This window comes from Vibrio ezurae NBRC 102218, assembly GCF_000467185.1.
Taxonomy (GTDB): Bacteria; Pseudomonadota; Gammaproteobacteria; order Enterobacterales; family Vibrionaceae; genus Vibrio; species Vibrio ezurae.
Genome location: NZ_BATM01000035.1, coordinates 15,563 through 31,690, shown reverse-complemented (window position 1 = coordinate 31,690; position 16,128 = coordinate 15,563). Strand labels below are relative to the sequence as shown.

The window sequence follows — 16,128 nt, the reverse complement described above, 5'->3', positions numbered from 1 at the left end:
GTGATTGGTATAAAGGCTGACTTTTTATTTGGCGCGTAATCATTAAAAGTGTTGCATGAAGTCCATAATACGAGCGGCATTAACCCCTCGATCACTGCGACCAATACGAGAAACACTTCTCATATCCAGTTGGCTTCCCTCTTCTAATGCGGTAATCACCACCACCACATCATCTTTGAACGCATACACTGAAGTACGAGCTATTGCTTCAAAACGCAAAGCATCTGCATCTTGGGATACGATTTCCCAACCTTTTTCTTTAGCAATATCAAGGGCTCGATTATACGCAGCTTCAGCTGTCAGATTGGTTTGCAGTGGCGCGATATTGGGATAGAGTTTTTTCTGAATCGCCGCCACTTTGCTGCCACCGTAAGCCAAAGAGGTCTTTGCTTCATCACGTAGACTATTTAAAGCCACGAACTGCGGAGGGTTCTCAGTATCCGTTGTAATATCATTAATGGCAGGTCCTCTCGGCGTAGGATTTATTTTGCTGTATATAGTAGGTGCTAACAATGCCATACCAATACTAAAAGCAAGCAGTGCTTTCACTAAACCTACCCGATTGCCAGTAACAACTTGATAAATAAAACCAACCGCACTGATCCCAACCACACCGTAAGCGATAGGATTCATGTAATGTCGAATATACCCAAAACCGACAATAGGTTCCCATAGACCCATTTGAGCACCAAACATCATGGTCAAAATAATCAATACAGCAGCAATAGAGATTGCCAGAAGAAATGTTCCTATCTTTGAAGAGCGATGACTCATCATTTGATCCTTATAAATAAGCAGTTTTACCAAGAGATAAGCACGTTAGATAGTCAAGCCTATCCACATGAATTTCAGTGCATAATAGTTTGATACAAAAAAAGATACGCTGCGGAATCTCGCAAATTACAACAAAAATATTAAAAAGACACCTTCAGCACACTGCCATATAAAATATGTTCAATGCGAAGGACTTATGCGCTTTCAGCCACATTCATGAATAGTGGAGTAATTACCATTCTCAGTAAGGATAGCGAATAGTAATACTTACATTGCGCGCACATTCAACACTACCTAATATGATACTATCCGTGGAATTATTACTACTTATTGGGATTGATTATGAAAAAGTATAATCTAGCTGTTTTGTGTGGTTTGGCATTGCTTTCATCTTCTGCTTTTGCAAGCTCTGATCCTTCAGGCTTTTACGCTGTAGGCGCTATCGGTACAACAGGTTTTGATGACGGTGGTTTCGCTGACGACTTTAACGACAGTGCCAACCTTATCAACCCTAATCCTAGAGTTGAATTTGATCCGACAGGCTCAACACAGATCTACAGCCTAGGCTACCAAATTAACCGCATCGTTGGTGTTGAAACGACTTACATGAAGTATGGCGACATCAACACAAAAGAAAGTGGTCAATCTACTCGCGCATTCAGCCCTGAATCTTTGTCTGTTTCAGCAAACCTGGGGTACACCTTTGATAACGGTTTACGTCCATTTGCAAAAATTGGTCTATCGTATATTGATTTTGGCGAACAAGACTCAGTTAATTCTACCTTCAAAGATCTGGACGGCCATGGCGGTATCCATATTGGTACCGGTGTCGAATACGCCTTAGATCTTGGTGAGAACAAAGGTAATATTCTATTTAGAACCGGCATTGAAGGCGATATTGCCAATGTTGAAGTGAAAGATAGCCGAAGCCTAGGTGCATTGGTTGACGACAACTATAACTGGTCTATTTTAAGCCTATATGCTGGTGTGGGTTATCGTTTCTAAAAACGAGTCCATACACAGACTTAGCTCAAAATAATAAGGGGAATCGCGATGATTCCCCTTATTACTTTTTATTTCTCGCCTAACAGCTTCTTGTACCTAAAACGTTGTACCTATATCACTAAACACCGCTTTGGTTGTTGATGAATAGGCAATACCTAAGTTCCAACCACTGGATGTGGTCGCATTGATACCTGCCGCAACCCCAAGTAACGAACGGGTTTTCCCTTCTAGGTAATAATCACCCATAGAGTAATTGGAATGATAAGAGAGGTATTTTTTAGTGTACGCATACTCAGGCCCAGCCCAAAAGCTGATCGGTTGCGAAATATCTAAGGTATAGGTTGGCGCAATAGAAAAAGTAATCGCACTATTTACGTCGTTTTCTGGCGTACGTCGATGCCAACTATAAGGTCTGTTCATCACGTCACTGTAGTTTTTGGTATCTTCCACACCGCCACTAAAGCCTAGTTGACCACGCCAACCAATACTATTTCTAGTATTACGTTGCGCATAGGCATTCAAGGCAAAGCCATCGGAGTATGAAGAGTGACCAAGCCCAACACCTAACTGGATCATATTTTCATGATCGATATTATTTTTATGACCAATAGTTCGTATGTTGCCTGACGTTTGAGCATTAACGGAAAAAGAAGCGCACAGCGCTACAATTGCAATTGTTATCGAATTATTTTTATTCACATTCTTCCCTATCTGAATTCCCACTGTTTACTCATTACGGTGTGCATATGGCACATTCGAATAGAATCGCTATTCCAATAAACTGAATAAAAGTGTGACATGCATCCATTTTAGGGTGTTTTGATCGGGCAAAGAAGACCATAAATATACAAGTGTTCCTTGTTAAGCATTGCTATTTATGCTAACCCGCTTGGCTATCTGGATATTAATACAAAGGTGATTTATATTCTGCTCCAGTGATTATCCCAAAACACGGGAGTAACCACTTGATTATCCTGTTTTTTATCATTATTCAGCCTTGTCATTATGGCGGAACCAGAGCCAGAACTCACCGCAAAAGTCTGCCCCTGAGCTGCGACTCCAGAAGCATCCGATAAACGAGATAATTCTAATAACCGTCCGCTTTGTTGTGACCAAATACCATAACAGTTGCCCCTTGGAGACGTTGCTATGACCCATTGTTCGGTTGTCGCTATGCTACCAATATAATTATTAAACCTTGCCCATTGTTCTGGCTCCGCTTGCAAAGGTTTCATGTTTTGCCCTTTCGTGCTGGCGGTAAAAGAATGCTGATAAACTAGAGGGGGAAATTCACTTAAATCCCCTTTATTTTGCAAGGCGCAATACACCGACGCCTTCCCTTTGCTCAAGTGACGAATACTCATTTGATGATCCGCTAAGACGACCTGCTCCAGCAGACGACCATCCGATGACAAATAACTCAGTGAAGGCATCATGGTGGCGAGATTTTTAGGCTCACGTCCTTTCGTATGAATGCCACCTACCGCAATAGCCAGCACGTCATTATCTAGCAAGATGATTTCATGGGGCCCGATGCCGATGCCAGTAAACTCAGCCACCTTTTGGTATTCATGTTCTGCGTCATACACGCCAATAATCCCTCGACTACTCCCCACTTCCCCTTCGGTTGTATAAAGCCTGCGAAAATCGCTAGAGTACACACCGTGCCCATAAAAATAACGATTTCTAGTGGCGAGCCTTAATTGAAGACTCTCACCACTGAGATAGTGATAGACCTGAAAGTAATGCCCAGGACGGCGAGAAAATACCGCTACATGATGGAGCGCTGTATTTACTGCACTGCCATGCCCACGCTCTAAAAGAGGAAACTGATGAATAGGCTGCCCAAATTGATCGGCGATAACGGCCATATATTTATTGCGCGTTTTAGTGGCGCAGCCGATAAACGTCGGTATAGAGTCGCGCCGTGCAGTGGCACAACCGGACGAAAACCAAGGCGCAGCACTGGATAGCAGTAAGCCTTTAACAATCGTGCGTCGTGAGGAGTCAATCGCCATCGGTTGCATTAAATCCTATAACAATATCCAGCTCTACCGCGGCATTTTCATCAATAAGATACTTTAAGTGCTCTAACTTATGATATTGATTTAGCACAACCTGATACCCTTCTTTACTGTGCAGCAATTCAAATACGCTTTGCTGCTGTGGCCAGCTGGAAAGAATATAAGAAAACTGCTGATGAATGCGGTCAGCCACCTGCGAGCTGCCATTATCGCGAAGCAGTTGATCTAAGCCTCGACCTTCGGCCAAATACAATCTTTGCAATGCCAGTACGTTATATTTAAGGTGTTCCATCGACTGCTGAGCGCGCCACGACTCAGCAAAATAGGGCTTTGGATGCCCTATTTTAGCCAGTGGCCGACTGAGCTTTTTCATGGCATAGTCCAGCTGATTGGAGAGCAAAGAAACATATTCAGCGCGCCATTGTTGAGCGTTAAATTCAAGCCATGGATTCGTTTGCCATGCATCACTTATCGTCAATGCATGACTTTGCAATGTTTGTCCGATAGCAATGGCCGTTTGGCAAGTCTTCGAGTTGCTGGTTAAATCGGACGATGCATCATATAACAACCATTCAATGGCCCCCACGCCTTGTACCGTCACACTTTGCTCGGATACGCTCTGCTTATTCCACACCTGTGACTGACTGAGCAAATCCGACATTTTCCTGCCAAGGGTGTTTTTCTTATCTGGCCAAAACTGGATATTCCAATTCAAATCCAATGCTTGTTCTGGGCCTCGCTCTTGACCTTGCAACGCCATCCAAGAGCGCATGGTTTTTGACCATGCCTGTTCTACCTCTGACACCGACCCTTGCTCGGACACACAATAGCCCCACAACGCATCGGACAACCCTTGTGTCTCCTGATAAAAGGCCATTGCCGACGCTTTCTCTATCTCATAGACCGCATTTTTAGAACTGGCCGCCGCATCAACAGAGCTTGGTATCCCCTGACAGCCCCACAGTAACAGCGGCGTCATACATATCAGCGTTTTATTCGAAAATCGTGTCATTACTGTACTCCTCTACTGCATGAGCGCATCTTGGCTATAACGAATTTAAAAACGCCAATAGCGCTTCTCGTTGTGGCTTATCAAGATTTAACACATATTGTTGGGCAGATTCAGCCTCACCGCCATGCCAAAGCACAGCCTCTAATAGGTTTCTGGCACGACCATCGTGCAAAAAATAAGTGTGTCCGTTGACCTCTTGCGTATAACCAATCCCCCATAAAGGAGGCGTGCGCCACTCTTGACCATTGGCGCTAAACTCCCCTCTATTATCAGCCAATCCCTCTCCCATATCGTGTAACAGCAAATCCGTGTAAGGGCTTATACGTTGCTTAGAGAGCGCAGGGAGATCGGGGAGTTCGGCAGTCACGACACTGGGTTTATGGCAGGAATCACAACCCGCATTAGCAAAGAGAGTTTGCCCTAGTTGCACTTGTTGACTGTCTAGGTTTCGTCGAGAAGGCACCGCCAAATGCTGAGAATAAAACTCAACAAAATCTAAAATATTATCGCTGACCTCAAATTCTCCCCCATTAGGCAGTTCATCACAGATTGATTGATTTTCAGTGCAATTTTCCTTAGGAAAGAGACGGCTGGTAATGCCAAGATCACCATTAAATGCGGCGGCATTTTGTTGCATCAAGCTTGGTTGTCCGGCCTTCCAACCGAAACGACCCAAGACAGTCTTTTGTTGCGCGACGCTCCATACCTGATTAGCTTTTCCCGAAATACCGTCACCGTCTTCATCATTAATATCTTGCCAAGCAAGAATCGTCGATTCAGGAATCGCTTCTAATAAACCAAGGCCAATCATCGGCGGAGCAACGCGAGCGGATAACATTGTATCCTTTGCCATTGGTCCGTAGTGTAAGTTCGATATAGAGACTGTTGGCTGACGTAACTGAACGACGGTGCCATCAGCAAAGCGTACTGCTTTGCTTTGATAGGCGATCTCTATTTTTCCTTCGGCAGGATAATCGGTCACGGCAAAATCTTGCAACTGACCACCGTAAGTGGGCTCTGGGACTGAGCCATGGGTAATCAACTGTTGTTTTTGCTGCTCTGTGACCGCAGGAACACTCAGTCTGACTAGCATGGATACCGCATGTGTATCCAATGCTTCTGGCGGATGCCCGCGTCCATCTTTCACATGACAGTTTTGGCAACCATTGGTGTTAAAAAGTGGCCCTAAACCATCACGAGCTTCGGTCGTTGCGGGCGCTGGAATCCAAGGGTTTCGAAAAAAGCTGTTACCCACACTAAAATCAAGACGCTTAGACATAGGTAAATTAGCGGCGGGAAGAGAAAATGCATTCGCCCCTTCTTTTTTTATCGTCGTGCCACCACCGGATCTCACGTCATAAGCGACGGTGATGGATGGCAAGAGCAAGCAAGAAAAACAACTGGTTAAAACAAAAATACGACGTAGGTTTTTGTACATGATAGTCCATTATCTATTTTGGCAAAGATGCGCTTTATAAACAGCAAAAGGAGGCGATCCCTCGCCTCCTTTTATGTGCTCTTTTAGTTAAAACTGATGATCCGCTGTATCAGGGTTTAAACGAGTAATGCCAATAATTGTGGCACTTTTTTCAATGGCTTTCGTTTGCTCAACCAAAGACTGAATCGTATCTTGAATCAATTGCTGACCGGCTTTGTTATTTGATGCAATCAACTGATCAAAGTGCTGCCCTTTATTCTCAGCTGAATCCACCAACTTACCGACTTGAGCGATAGAAGCATCGAATTGTTGTTGGATCTGCTCAGCCGCTTTCGCGTCTTTTTGCTTCACTAAATCAGCGATACTTGGCCCTGCTATTTTCTGACCGTCTATGCGAGTGTAACTGCCCGTATAGACGTTGTAGATCCCTTGCTCATTGTAGTAGTGAGAGTTGTGCGTGTTGTCGGAAAAACAGTCATGTTCATCTTCCGTAGAGCCGGCTTCCAACGCGACTTTCATTCTCTCTCCCGCGAGTTCTCCTAAAGAGAGTGATCCCATGCCAAATAACATTCTGCGCAAACCGTTTTCCGATGGCTCACTGAGCAGTGTTTGTCGATAGTTGTCTTTAGTCTGTGCTGACCATTGCTTCTCCATCCACTCTAAGTCTTGCACCAACAATTGTGCGGTGGCTTGTAGATACTGTCCGCGGCGATCACAGTTGTTATTGGTGCACTCTTTGCCAAGCACATAATCGGTATACGCGCGCTCACCAGCACCACTGTTCGTCCCATTTAAATCTTGCCCCCACAGCAAAAATTCAATGGCATGATACCCCGATGCCACGTTTGCCTCAGAGCCACCAAGCTCGTTTAAACTGGCAATGAGTTGTGGTGTAATTTTTCCAGTATCCACTTTTGCATTGCCAATAATGAGCTCAGTATTCGCCACGATATTTGCCGAAGCTCCTTCGTTACCCATTTCAAACTGATAGCCTGCGGCGACATAATCAATCAAGCCTTCATCCAACGGCCACGCGTTTAATTGTCCTTCCCAGTCATCCACGACAGGGTTACCAAAACGAAACACTTCCGATTGTTGATAGGGAACTCGCGCATTCAACCACGCTTGCTTCACTTGTTTAAAGCCTGCCTCAGAGGGCGCAGCGATAAATTGTTCAATGCGACTATTTAAGATTTTTGCCGTTGCTAAGGAGTCAAAATAGACGGAGTGCGCTACATCCGCATAATGGGTAACTACTTGTTGCTCTGTCACCTCTTTTGCTGATAGTGGGCTACTCAATAACATCGATGCTGCCACAGCTGAAAAAATGTATTTCTGTTCCATAATTTGGTAAATCCCTTACTTAATGTTAATGCGGTTGCGTTTGATAATCATTTCCATTAACACAATGTACGTGATCTACACCTTTTGTTACAAACATTTTTTTACATAATTTTCAGGGCGTGGTAATAACCATGAAATATAAAAGGTCTTTTGATTATGCTTTATTGCTCTATTCAGTGATCTGTATCTATCAAATGAGCGAGAGGGAAAACGAGACGGCCTTAAACAAAAAAACCAGCATTTCTAGTGCGAAAAATGCTGGTAAAAATGAAACGATAATGGTGAGTTCTCAATTGAGATTATCGACTTCGATACGTCAATTTAATCTAAGTATTCTTTCCCCCAAAAACTCGATCAAATTGAGTTAAGTTCGCCACTTTTGCATTGGCTTTTCTGTGCCATTTACTGGAATTTGCCACCAGCCACTTCTGTTTAGATCCGATTAAGATCCCTTGACTTACCTCTGCTTCACTCAGCTCATGCTCCATGGCATATTCGTCAAATTCGGCTTCATCATGACTAGACACGCATAGAGTGTGCGGATCTTTTAAAGGGGTAATTTCACGAATCGCTGCGCAACCAATAATGCCAATATCCGCGCTGAATTTATCAAAAAACTTACCCACGCTGTCACCGGTAATATCCCCATCACTAGTGCGTAACTTTCCCCCTGCCATCCATATTTCAATATGATCGTGTTGAGACAAAATATAAGCGGCTTGAAAGTTATTAGTCACGACACGCAAAGAGTGATGATTGACCAATTGCTCGGCAATCAAGGCAATGGTAGTACCGATACCCAAAAATAAGGTACTGCCGTCAGGAATGTGTTTGACCACTTCCGCGGCTATCGCACGTTTCTCATCTTGGTTGGTGGTGCTTCTTGCCAAAAAACTGCGGTTGACCAAGGTTGTCGGTAAACTTACGCCACCATGATGGCGCTGCGCCAGACGCAAGTGACACAGTTTATTAATATCTCGACGTATCGTTTGAGTGGTCACAGCAAAATGCTCAGCAAGAGCATCAATACTGCAATATTCTTGCTCAGAGATAAGATCAATCACTTGCTGCTGACGTAGGCTTATATTTGACATGGCGCTGCGCTTAAGCATTTTCTAATACAGCGTACGCCTGCGGCACATCCGTGATCATCATGTCCACTCCCCAGCGCCAATAGTCATCCACCAACTCTGGGAAATTCGGTGTGTAACAATACAACTGATAGTTAAATTCTTTTATTTGTTGTGCTGTTGCTGGGGTTAAAAAGCGATAGTCGCAATGCACGCTATAGGCTTGAAGATCTCGCAGTATGCTGATGGCATCTTTGGGTATTTTCTGCCACAGCTGTCCTCGTCTAACCTCAGGTAATACCTTTTGCATCCGTGCTAAAGCTTGAGTATGAAAACTTGAAAATAAAATCTGAGTCGGCGCAATACCCGATACTTTGATCACTTCATCCACCATCTTGCAAAGCAACGCAACGTCATCCTGCGGGTAGACTTTAAGCTCAATGTTGAGATTGATATTGGTTTGCTGCACAAAATCCAACGTTTCGAGCAAAGTTGGAATCGGCTCGTCTTGATATTGCTTTCCAAACCAAAGGCCAGCATCCAGCTTTTTAAGTTGCGATAAAGTCATTTCGCGGACTTTTCCGCAACCGTTCGTGCATCGGTTCACTGTGTCATCATGAATGACCATTGGTACACCGTCACTCGACAGTTGCACGTCAATTTCAATCCATTGGCACCCTTTTTCAGCGGCCAATGCAAACGCGGATAATGTATTTTCCGGCGCTTGGCTTGAAACGCCACGGTGCGCCATTGTATTTAAAATACTGTGCATAACTCTTATTCCAAATTCACTTAATTTCCTCAAAGAATGTCATCCAAATGTGACAAATCAATGTCATTCTTTTTACAACAAAGATGTTCAAATAAGTTCATTTATCTGTAATCCAAACGTCATCTTTCTAATTTAACTTTCACTTGAACAAAAAAACAAAAATATGAATCCAAATGAACATGGAACCATCGAGTTCATTTTTCCATATACCTAAACTTAAATTTAAAGGAACGAATATGTCGATTACACGCTTTACTGGCGCAGTACTAGCAACAGCGCTTCTTAGTGCTCAAGCTCACGCAAAAACGGAAGTTGAATGGTGGCACGCGATGGGTGGCGCTCTTGGTGAGAAAGTAAACGCAATTGCAACTGAATTTAATGCAAGCCAGTCTGAGTATGAAATCAAGCCTGTATTTAAAGGTAGCTACGCAGAAACAATGACCAGCGCAATTGCTGCGTTCCGTGCTAAAGAGCAGCCTGCTATTGTTCAGGTATTCGAAGTAGGTACTGCGACAATGATGGGTGCAGAGCAGGCGGTTTACCCTGTTTACCAATTGATGCAAGACACTAAAGAGCAATTCGACTCAAGTGACTACCTACCAGCAGTAACCGGTTACTACACCACTAAAGACGGCAAAATGTTATCAATGCCGTTTAACAGCTCAACACCAGTGATGTACTACAACCAAGATATGTTTGCGAAAGCAGGCATCAAAGAAGCACCAAAAACATGGAAAGAGATGGAAGAAACGTCTCTTAAACTAATGAAGTCTGGTGCTAAGTGTGGTTTCACCACAACGTGGCAATCATGGGTTCAAATCGAAAACTTCGGTGCGCGTAACAACGTTCCTGTTGCGACTAAGCAAAATGGATTCGATGGTTTCGACACTGAATACACATTCAACACAGAACCTTTTGTTAAACACATCGACCAAATGGCGAAGTGGTCTAAAGAAGGCGTATTTAAGTACGGCGGTCGCCAATCTGACGGCATGCCATTGTTCTACACTGGTGAGTGTGCGATGACTATGGGCTCTTCTGCGGGTCTAGCGGGCATTCAAGAAAACATGCAAGGTATTAACGTAGGTGTTGCACAACTTCCTTACGACGACACTCTAGTAAAAACACCACAAAATACCATCATCGGTGGCGCATCTCTTTGGGTTCTTCGTGGTCACTCAAGCGAAGAATACAAGGGCGTAGCTAAGTTCTTTACTTACCTATCTAGCGCTGAAGTACAGTCTGAATGGCACAAAGGTACAGGCTACTTGCCAATCACTCAAGACGCTTACGAGCTAACTAAGAAAGAAGGTTTCTACAAGTCTCACCCAGGTACAGATACTGCGGTTATCCAAATGACAGAAACTGCGCCAACGGAAAACTCTAAAGGCATCCGTTTTGGTAACTTCCTACAAACTCGTGACATCATCAACGAAGAACTAGAAGCCGTTTGGGCGGGTCGTAAATCAGCGACTGCGGCACTGAACACAGCGGTTCAACGTGGTGACCAACAACTACGTCGTTTCGAACGTACGCAAAAGTAACCTATCTCGCCACCTGACCTTATTGCAAGGACAGGTGGCGTTCACTGGATTTTTATATGTCTTCACAAGTTGTTTTTAAACACAAATGGTTGCCTGTTGCGCTTATTGCGCCGCAATTGATCATCACACTGGTGTTTTTTATCTGGCCAGCCGGTCAGGCAGTTTTCCAATCGACTCAGTTAGAGGATGCTTTTGGCTTTAGTCGTGAGTTCGTGGGATTGGAAAACTTCTTGAATTTATTTAGCGATAAGCTCTATTTAAGCTCTTTTCTTACCACCATGCAGTTCAGTATCAGCGTTGCGGTACTGGCCCTTGTCAGTGCATTAATACTGGCCGCTTTTGCCGAGCAAATCATGCGCGGCGCGACGTTTTATCGCACTTTCTTGATTTGGCCATATGCCGTTGCCCCAGTGGTTGCCGGCTCTTTATGGCTATTTCTGTTTGATCCTACCATTGGCGTAGTCAGTGAAGTACTGAATCTGTTTAACGTGAATTGGAACCCAACCCTGAACGGCACTCACGCCATGTGGATGGTGGTGATTACCTCTACTTGGAAGCAAATTAGCTACAACTTTTTGTTTTTCCTAGCGGCGTTGCAATCGGTGCCTAAGTCTTTGCATGAAGCTGCGGCTATTGACGGTAGTGGCCCTATTAAGCGTTTTCTCACCATCAGTTTCCCGTTGATTTCGCCAACCAGTTTCTTCCTATTGGTGGTGAACTTTGTGTACGCCTTCTTTGATACTTTTGCGGTTATCCATGCCATGACCCAAGGCGGTCCAAGCAACAGTACCTCAACGTTGGTTTATAAAGTGTATAACGACGGTTTTATCGGCCTTGATCTTGGTTCATCGGCAGCCCAGTCTGTGGTGTTAATGATCTTAGTGGCGCTACTGACTGTCATTCAATTTAAATATGTAGAAAAGAAGGTGGCCTACTAATGGTAGAACGACGCCCTATATTTAAACTCGTTTGTCATTTAGTACTGATCCTCGGTATTTTGGCCATCGCGTTCCCTGTATGGATTGCTTTAGTGGCAACCACTCATTCAAATGCGGCATTTGCGACCGGAACACCGATGTGGTTTGGCGATCTTGGGTTGAGTGTATTTGTAGATTTACTGTCAGGTACCGGCGTACATAACAACAATGCCCTGCCTATCCCACAGATGCTACTCAACTCATTTATCATGGCGATGTGCATCACTATCGGTAAGCTGACCATTTCAATTTTATCCGCTTATGCGGTGGTATTTTTTGAATTTCGTGGCCGTATGCTGGCGTTTTGGATGATCTTTTTCACCTTAATGTTGCCAGTAGAAGTGCGCATCATGCCCACCTTTGAGGTCATCACTAACCTAAATATGTTGAACTCATACTATGGTTTGACGATTCCTTTGATTGCCAGTGCGACCGCAACATTCTTGTTTAGGCAGTTTTTCTTAACCGTCCCTAAAGAGTTAGTTGAAGCGGCGCGCATTGATGGCGCAGGCCCAATGAAGTTCTTTTTTGATATTTTATTGCCGCTATCGCGCACCAATATCGCGGCTCTTTTTGTAATCACCTTTATCTATGGGTGGAACCAATACCTTTGGCCTTTGCTCATCACAACAGACACTAGCTATTACACCATTGTAATGGGCATCAAGCAGATGCTTGGCGTTGTCGATGGCGTGATTGAATGGAACAAGATCATGGCGACCACCATTATTGCCATGCTACCCCCTGTCATTGTGGTTATCGGGATGCAAAAAGCATTCGTCAAAGGCCTTGTGGATTCGGAGAAATAATTTATGTCTACCCTAACTCTTTCAAATATCGCTAAGTGCTACCCAAATGGATACCAAGCGATTCAACAACTTAATTTAAACATCCAAGACGGCGAAATGGTGGTCTTAGTTGGCCCAAGTGGCTGTGGTAAATCAACGCTGCTACGTATGATTGCGGGTCTAGAAGAGATCTCCAGTGGCGAGCTAAAAATTGATGACAAAATCGTCAACGATCACGAGCCAAGCGAACGTGATATTGCCATGGTGTTCCAGAACTACGCCCTGTATCCGCATATGTCGGTATTTAATAACATGGCGTATGGTCTACGTAACCGTAAAACGCCAAAAGCTGAGATTGAAAAGCTGGTCAATCAAGCCGCTGAAATGCTTGAGCTGTCTCATCTATTAGACCGTAAACCTAAGCAACTCTCTGGTGGTCAACGTCAGCGTGTGGCAATGGGACGCGCTATTGTGCGTAAGCCAAAAGTATTTTTATTTGATGAGCCGCTATCAAACCTTGACGCTAAATTGCGTGTACAGATGCGCCTAGAGATCAAACGACTGCAACGTAACCTAAATACAACGTCGGTGTACGTTACCCACGATCAGGTTGAAGCCATGACACTGGCCGATAAATTAGTGGTGCTAAACCAAGGTAATGTCGAGCAAGTCGGCTCGCCACTTGAGATTTATCAAACACCCGCGTCATTGTTTGTTGCCACCTTTATGGGCTCTCCCGCGATGAATATCCTAAATGCAAATATCAGCGAACTGGGTATTCATATTGGTGAGACTATTTTACCCGTCAATAGCCAAGCACTGCCGTACGGCGTAATTAAAGTGGGTTTACGTCCTGAGCATTTGCTACTGGATAATCAACACCCACGATTTAAGGTAAAAGTCGATTTAATTGAAGCCCTAGGTGCTGATCTTCTTCTATATTGTCAGACGCTAGATGCACACCCACAAGACTTAGTGGTTCGTGTCGATGGTTACGAACTCATTCAACCTGATGATATTATCGGCCTAAACTTTGACAACGAATCGATTCACCTATTTGATCCCCAAAGTGAAGCGCGCATCAACGTGGAGTGTGTTGCGTTACAAGAAAAAGAGGCTGTAAATGCTTAACCCTATTGATACCATTACTCTTGATCGCCTCCGCGATATCAAATGGTTGTTAACCGATGTAGACGATACGTTAACTTGGGAAGGCAAGCTTCCGGACGTAACCCTAAAAGCTTTGTATGACTTGCAACAAGTCGGCGTTAATGTTGTCGCAGTCACGGGCGCTTGTGCCGGTTGGTGTGACCAAATTGCAAAACTATGGCCAGTGCACGGCGTCATTGGTGAAAACGGTGCGTTTTGGATGCAAAAAAGTGCCACCGACTTTCGCGTTCATTCCGCTTTGCCAATGCAAAAAATGCAACAGCAGCAAGCAAAGCTAAAAGAAGCGCTTGAGACACTTTTAGCGCAATACGATGATATCGGCTTTGCTTCTGATCAGCCATTTCGCTACTGCGATATAGCCATCAACCTTAGCCAAGACCGAGAGCCGATCAGTGATGAGATCGCCCAAGAGCTAACCGAAAAATGTCGTGCTCTTACTATTGACGGTCAGGCAGTGCACGCCACATTAAGCTCTATTCATCTCAACGTGTGGCTAGGTGAACACAGCAAACGCGTCACCGGCGAAGCTTACCTTGCAGCCAACGCGGATTTTGACGGTTTACCTTTAGAGCACATCAGTTACGTTGGTGACTCACAAAATGACGAAGCCATGTTTAAATGGCTTCCAACAACGTTTGGGGTGAATAATATTCACAAAGTACTTGAACAGCTTTCTAGCAAACCCAGTCATTTACTGACCCAAAACGGCGGGTTTGGCTTTGCTGAGTTAGCGGATAAAATTGTCAATGCTAAACGCCAAACGCTAAAAGTAGTTGCAGGCTAATCACTTACAGCCACTATTGCTATAGCGAACGCTAAATACAAAAAGCCCCGCCGATTAACAATCGGCGGGGCTTTTTATTGTTACGCTCGTAAATGGCTACATCAGTAGCAGTACTGCATCAATTATTTAGCTTTCACTTTCAGTAGTGTATGCCCTAGACCAATATTGTCGATACGCTCATCCACTTCAAGGCCTGCTTCTGCAATGATTTCTAAGAAATCATCACTGCGGTAGAAACGGCTATTGCCGTTTGCAAGGCATGTGAAGTAAAGAGACGTGGCATTTAAGCTGTAAGCCGCCGCTTCGTATTTCTGAGCATCCCAGAATAGCTCCAAGATGTAGATTGAATCTCCCGGTCTAAGTTGCTTCTTCACACGTTTCAAGATGCTAAGAATTTCCATCGGTGAGAAACAATCTAAGAACTGACTCATCCACCATGTGTCGATGTTATCTGGCAGGGTTTGTTCTTTGTTTAGCATATTGGCAGGGTAAAAGTTAATGCGATCCGCAAAACCGTTTTTCTCTGCATTGATTTTTGCCATCTCAAGTTGTTGAGGCAAATCGACAATAGTAACGTTCACGTCTTGATCGTAGTTACAGCACTGCAATGCCCACTTACCTGTGTTACCACCGATATCCGCAATTTTCTGTGGCTTATTACCAAATACCGTTTCAAGTAATTTAGGGAATGAACGATCAGAGTAGAAGTGATCAAAGTTAAACCAGCTTTGCTTGGCTTGCTCTGGCAGACGCGATAACCCTTCATAGATGGTTTCCCAGTCGCCCAGCTCTTTAAGCCCAGCAGGTTTACCTTCCACAATAGCCTCAGTAAGGTGCATCATAGCCGCGTAACAAACATCCGCAGTGAAATCCATATTGGCTTTGGTCATGCCATCGTGCAATAGGAAGAAACCTAAATTCGCAATAATGTAGTTGGGTTTGTTAAATGTCACGATATTCGCGCTAACTGCCATATCGAGAAGAACTTTAACGCCATACTCAGATACACCAGACTGTTGACTAATTTCGTCGGCATTTAATCCTTTTTCGCCTGCATTATCTAACACAGTCAAAATGCCTAAATCACGCAATGTTCTCGCAGTATGAAATACGATAGGAGCAAAAGATAACTTTTGCGCTTCAGTTTTCGCTTCTAGCGCGGTATACGGGTCTTGTTCTTTATTTAACACAGATAAACCTTTATATGTAATTAGATTGCCGTTGAGCATGTTCTATTGCAGAGACTTTTCTCTAGATGTCTACGTTGAGCTAATATTCAACGATTACAATTATGGTCAATATTAGCACCTTTTGCTTTCAAGTTTATTGGGTTAATGTATAGAATTAAGTGGAAATACTTATTGCAAAAATAATCATAAATACACTTTCAGCATTTAAATTTCATTTATGCTTAGGCTTTTTTTAA

At 44.0% G+C, this 16,128-nt stretch carries 15 protein-coding genes; 6 read left to right on the top strand and 9 right to left on the bottom strand.

Features of this window, described 5'->3' with window-relative positions; all coding sequences use genetic code 11:
- Window positions 1-42 precede the first annotated feature (42 nt).
- A complete protein-coding gene (locus VEZ01S_RS11000; RefSeq protein ID WP_021714119.1) occupies window positions 43-774 on the bottom strand; it encodes a DUF1499 domain-containing protein in 732 nt (243 codons plus the stop codon).
- Between the two features lie 342 nt (window positions 775-1,116).
- Between VEZ01S_RS11000 and VEZ01S_RS10995 the strand changes: the two genes are divergently transcribed.
- Window positions 1,117-1,779 carry an outer membrane beta-barrel protein gene (locus VEZ01S_RS10995; protein ID WP_021714118.1) on the top strand — a complete coding sequence of 221 codons (663 nt, stop codon included), beginning with the start codon at window positions 1,117-1,119 and terminating at the stop codon, window positions 1,777-1,779.
- A 96-nt stretch (window positions 1,780-1,875) separates the two neighbouring features.
- On the opposite strand, the gene VEZ01S_RS10990 is transcribed toward VEZ01S_RS10995, so the two are convergent.
- The 7 genes from VEZ01S_RS10990 to VEZ01S_RS10960 all read right to left on the bottom strand — a co-directional run bounded on the left by VEZ01S_RS10990 (window position 1,876) and on the right by VEZ01S_RS10960 (window position 9,439).
- Window positions 1,876-2,478: a hypothetical protein gene (locus VEZ01S_RS10990; RefSeq protein WP_040890779.1), complete on the bottom strand. Its 603-nt coding sequence runs from the start codon at window positions 2,476-2,478 to the stop codon at window positions 1,876-1,878.
- Window positions 2,479-2,699: 221 nt separating this feature from the next.
- Window positions 2,700-3,806 (bottom strand): DUF1513 domain-containing protein, encoded by a 1,107-nt coding sequence (locus VEZ01S_RS10985; RefSeq protein ID WP_021714116.1) that lies wholly within the window; start codon window positions 3,804-3,806, stop codon window positions 2,700-2,702.
- The gene (locus VEZ01S_RS10980) at window positions 3,787-4,815 is read right to left on the bottom strand and encodes an imelysin family protein (protein WP_021714115.1); all 1,029 of its coding nucleotides are present in this window, start codon (window positions 4,813-4,815) and stop codon (window positions 3,787-3,789) included. The genes VEZ01S_RS10985 and VEZ01S_RS10980 overlap by 20 nt, the downstream gene beginning before the upstream one ends.
- Window positions 4,816-4,849: 34 nt before the next feature.
- Window positions 4,850-6,253 carry a di-heme oxidoreductase family protein gene (locus VEZ01S_RS10975; protein WP_021714114.1) on the bottom strand — a complete coding sequence of 468 codons (1,404 nt, stop codon included), beginning with the start codon at window positions 6,251-6,253 and terminating at the stop codon, window positions 4,850-4,852.
- A gap of 87 nt (window positions 6,254-6,340) precedes the next feature.
- On the bottom strand, window positions 6,341-7,600 hold the full coding sequence (locus VEZ01S_RS10970; RefSeq protein ID WP_439654010.1) for an imelysin family protein: 1,260 nt from the start codon (window positions 7,598-7,600) through the stop codon (window positions 6,341-6,343).
- Window positions 7,601-7,923: 323 nt separating this feature from the next.
- The gene (locus VEZ01S_RS10965; protein ID WP_021714112.1) at window positions 7,924-8,691 is read right to left on the bottom strand and encodes a DeoR/GlpR family DNA-binding transcription regulator; all 768 of its coding nucleotides are present in this window, start codon (window positions 8,689-8,691) and stop codon (window positions 7,924-7,926) included.
- A gap of 10 nt (window positions 8,692-8,701) precedes the next feature.
- Window positions 8,702-9,439, bottom strand: a complete 738-nt coding sequence (locus VEZ01S_RS10960; protein ID WP_021714111.1) for a glycerophosphoryl diester phosphodiesterase — start codon at window positions 9,437-9,439, stop codon at window positions 8,702-8,704.
- 236 nt (window positions 9,440-9,675) lie between these two features.
- Here VEZ01S_RS10960 and ugpB point away from each other — a divergent pair, with 236 nt between their 5' ends.
- Genes ugpB through VEZ01S_RS10935 form a run of 5 tightly spaced genes read left to right on the top strand, consistent with a single transcriptional unit; the run spans window position 9,676 to window position 14,702 of the window.
- Entirely contained in the window at window positions 9,676-10,983 is a 1,308-nt protein-coding gene (gene ugpB, locus VEZ01S_RS10955; protein ID WP_021714110.1) for a sn-glycerol-3-phosphate ABC transporter substrate-binding protein UgpB, read from the top strand.
- A 56-nt stretch (window positions 10,984-11,039) separates the two neighbouring features.
- Complete coding sequence (gene ugpA, locus VEZ01S_RS10950; RefSeq protein WP_021714109.1) at window positions 11,040-11,921, top strand: sn-glycerol-3-phosphate ABC transporter permease UgpA; 882 nt, start codon at window positions 11,040-11,042, stop codon at window positions 11,919-11,921.
- On the top strand, window positions 11,921-12,769 hold the full coding sequence (gene ugpE, locus VEZ01S_RS10945) for a sn-glycerol-3-phosphate ABC transporter permease UgpE (RefSeq protein WP_021714108.1): 849 nt from the start codon (window positions 11,921-11,923) through the stop codon (window positions 12,767-12,769). Before ugpA ends, ugpE begins: the two co-directional genes overlap by 1 nt.
- 3 nt (window positions 12,770-12,772) lie before the next feature.
- Window positions 12,773-13,879, top strand: a complete 1,107-nt coding sequence (locus VEZ01S_RS10940) for an ABC transporter ATP-binding protein (protein ID WP_021714107.1) — start codon at window positions 12,773-12,775, stop codon at window positions 13,877-13,879.
- Complete coding sequence (locus VEZ01S_RS10935; protein ID WP_021714106.1) at window positions 13,872-14,702, top strand: HAD-IIB family hydrolase; 831 nt, start codon at window positions 13,872-13,874, stop codon at window positions 14,700-14,702. Before VEZ01S_RS10940 ends, VEZ01S_RS10935 begins: the two co-directional genes overlap by 8 nt.
- Window positions 14,703-14,824: 122 nt before the next feature.
- Here the strand turns inward: VEZ01S_RS10935 and VEZ01S_RS10930 are convergent, their stop codons facing one another.
- Entirely contained in the window at window positions 14,825-15,892 is a 1,068-nt protein-coding gene (locus tag VEZ01S_RS10930) for a class I SAM-dependent methyltransferase (protein WP_021714105.1), read from the bottom strand.
- Window positions 15,893-16,128 lie beyond the last annotated feature (236 nt).

Excerpts from the sequence above, each read along its gene's own strand:
- VEZ01S_RS11000 (WP_021714119.1), bottom strand. The coding sequence starts at position 774 with ATGAGTCATCGCTCTTCAAAGATAGGAACATTTCTTCTGGCAATCTCT.
- VEZ01S_RS10995 (WP_021714118.1), top strand. The coding sequence starts at position 1,117 with ATGAAAAAGTATAATCTAGCTGTTTTGTGTGGTTTGGCATTGCTTTCA.
- VEZ01S_RS10985 (WP_021714116.1), bottom strand. The coding sequence starts at position 3,806 with ATGCAACCGATGGCGATTGACTCCTCACGACGCACGATTGTTAAAGGC.
- VEZ01S_RS10980 (WP_021714115.1), bottom strand. The coding sequence starts at position 4,815 with ATGACACGATTTTCGAATAAAACGCTGATATGTATGACGCCGCTGTTA.
- VEZ01S_RS10975 (WP_021714114.1), bottom strand. The coding sequence starts at position 6,253 with ATGTACAAAAACCTACGTCGTATTTTTGTTTTAACCAGTTGTTTTTCT.
- VEZ01S_RS10965 (WP_021714112.1), bottom strand. The coding sequence starts at position 8,691 with ATGTCAAATATAAGCCTACGTCAGCAGCAAGTGATTGATCTTATCTCT.
- VEZ01S_RS10960 (WP_021714111.1), bottom strand. The coding sequence starts at position 9,439 with ATGCACAGTATTTTAAATACAATGGCGCACCGTGGCGTTTCAAGCCAA.
- ugpB (WP_021714110.1), top strand. The coding sequence starts at position 9,676 with ATGTCGATTACACGCTTTACTGGCGCAGTACTAGCAACAGCGCTTCTT.
- ugpA (WP_021714109.1), top strand. The coding sequence starts at position 11,040 with ATGTCTTCACAAGTTGTTTTTAAACACAAATGGTTGCCTGTTGCGCTT.
- ugpE (WP_021714108.1), top strand. The coding sequence starts at position 11,921 with ATGGTAGAACGACGCCCTATATTTAAACTCGTTTGTCATTTAGTACTG.
- VEZ01S_RS10940 (WP_021714107.1), top strand. The coding sequence starts at position 12,773 with ATGTCTACCCTAACTCTTTCAAATATCGCTAAGTGCTACCCAAATGGA.
- VEZ01S_RS10935 (WP_021714106.1), top strand. The coding sequence starts at position 13,872 with ATGCTTAACCCTATTGATACCATTACTCTTGATCGCCTCCGCGATATC.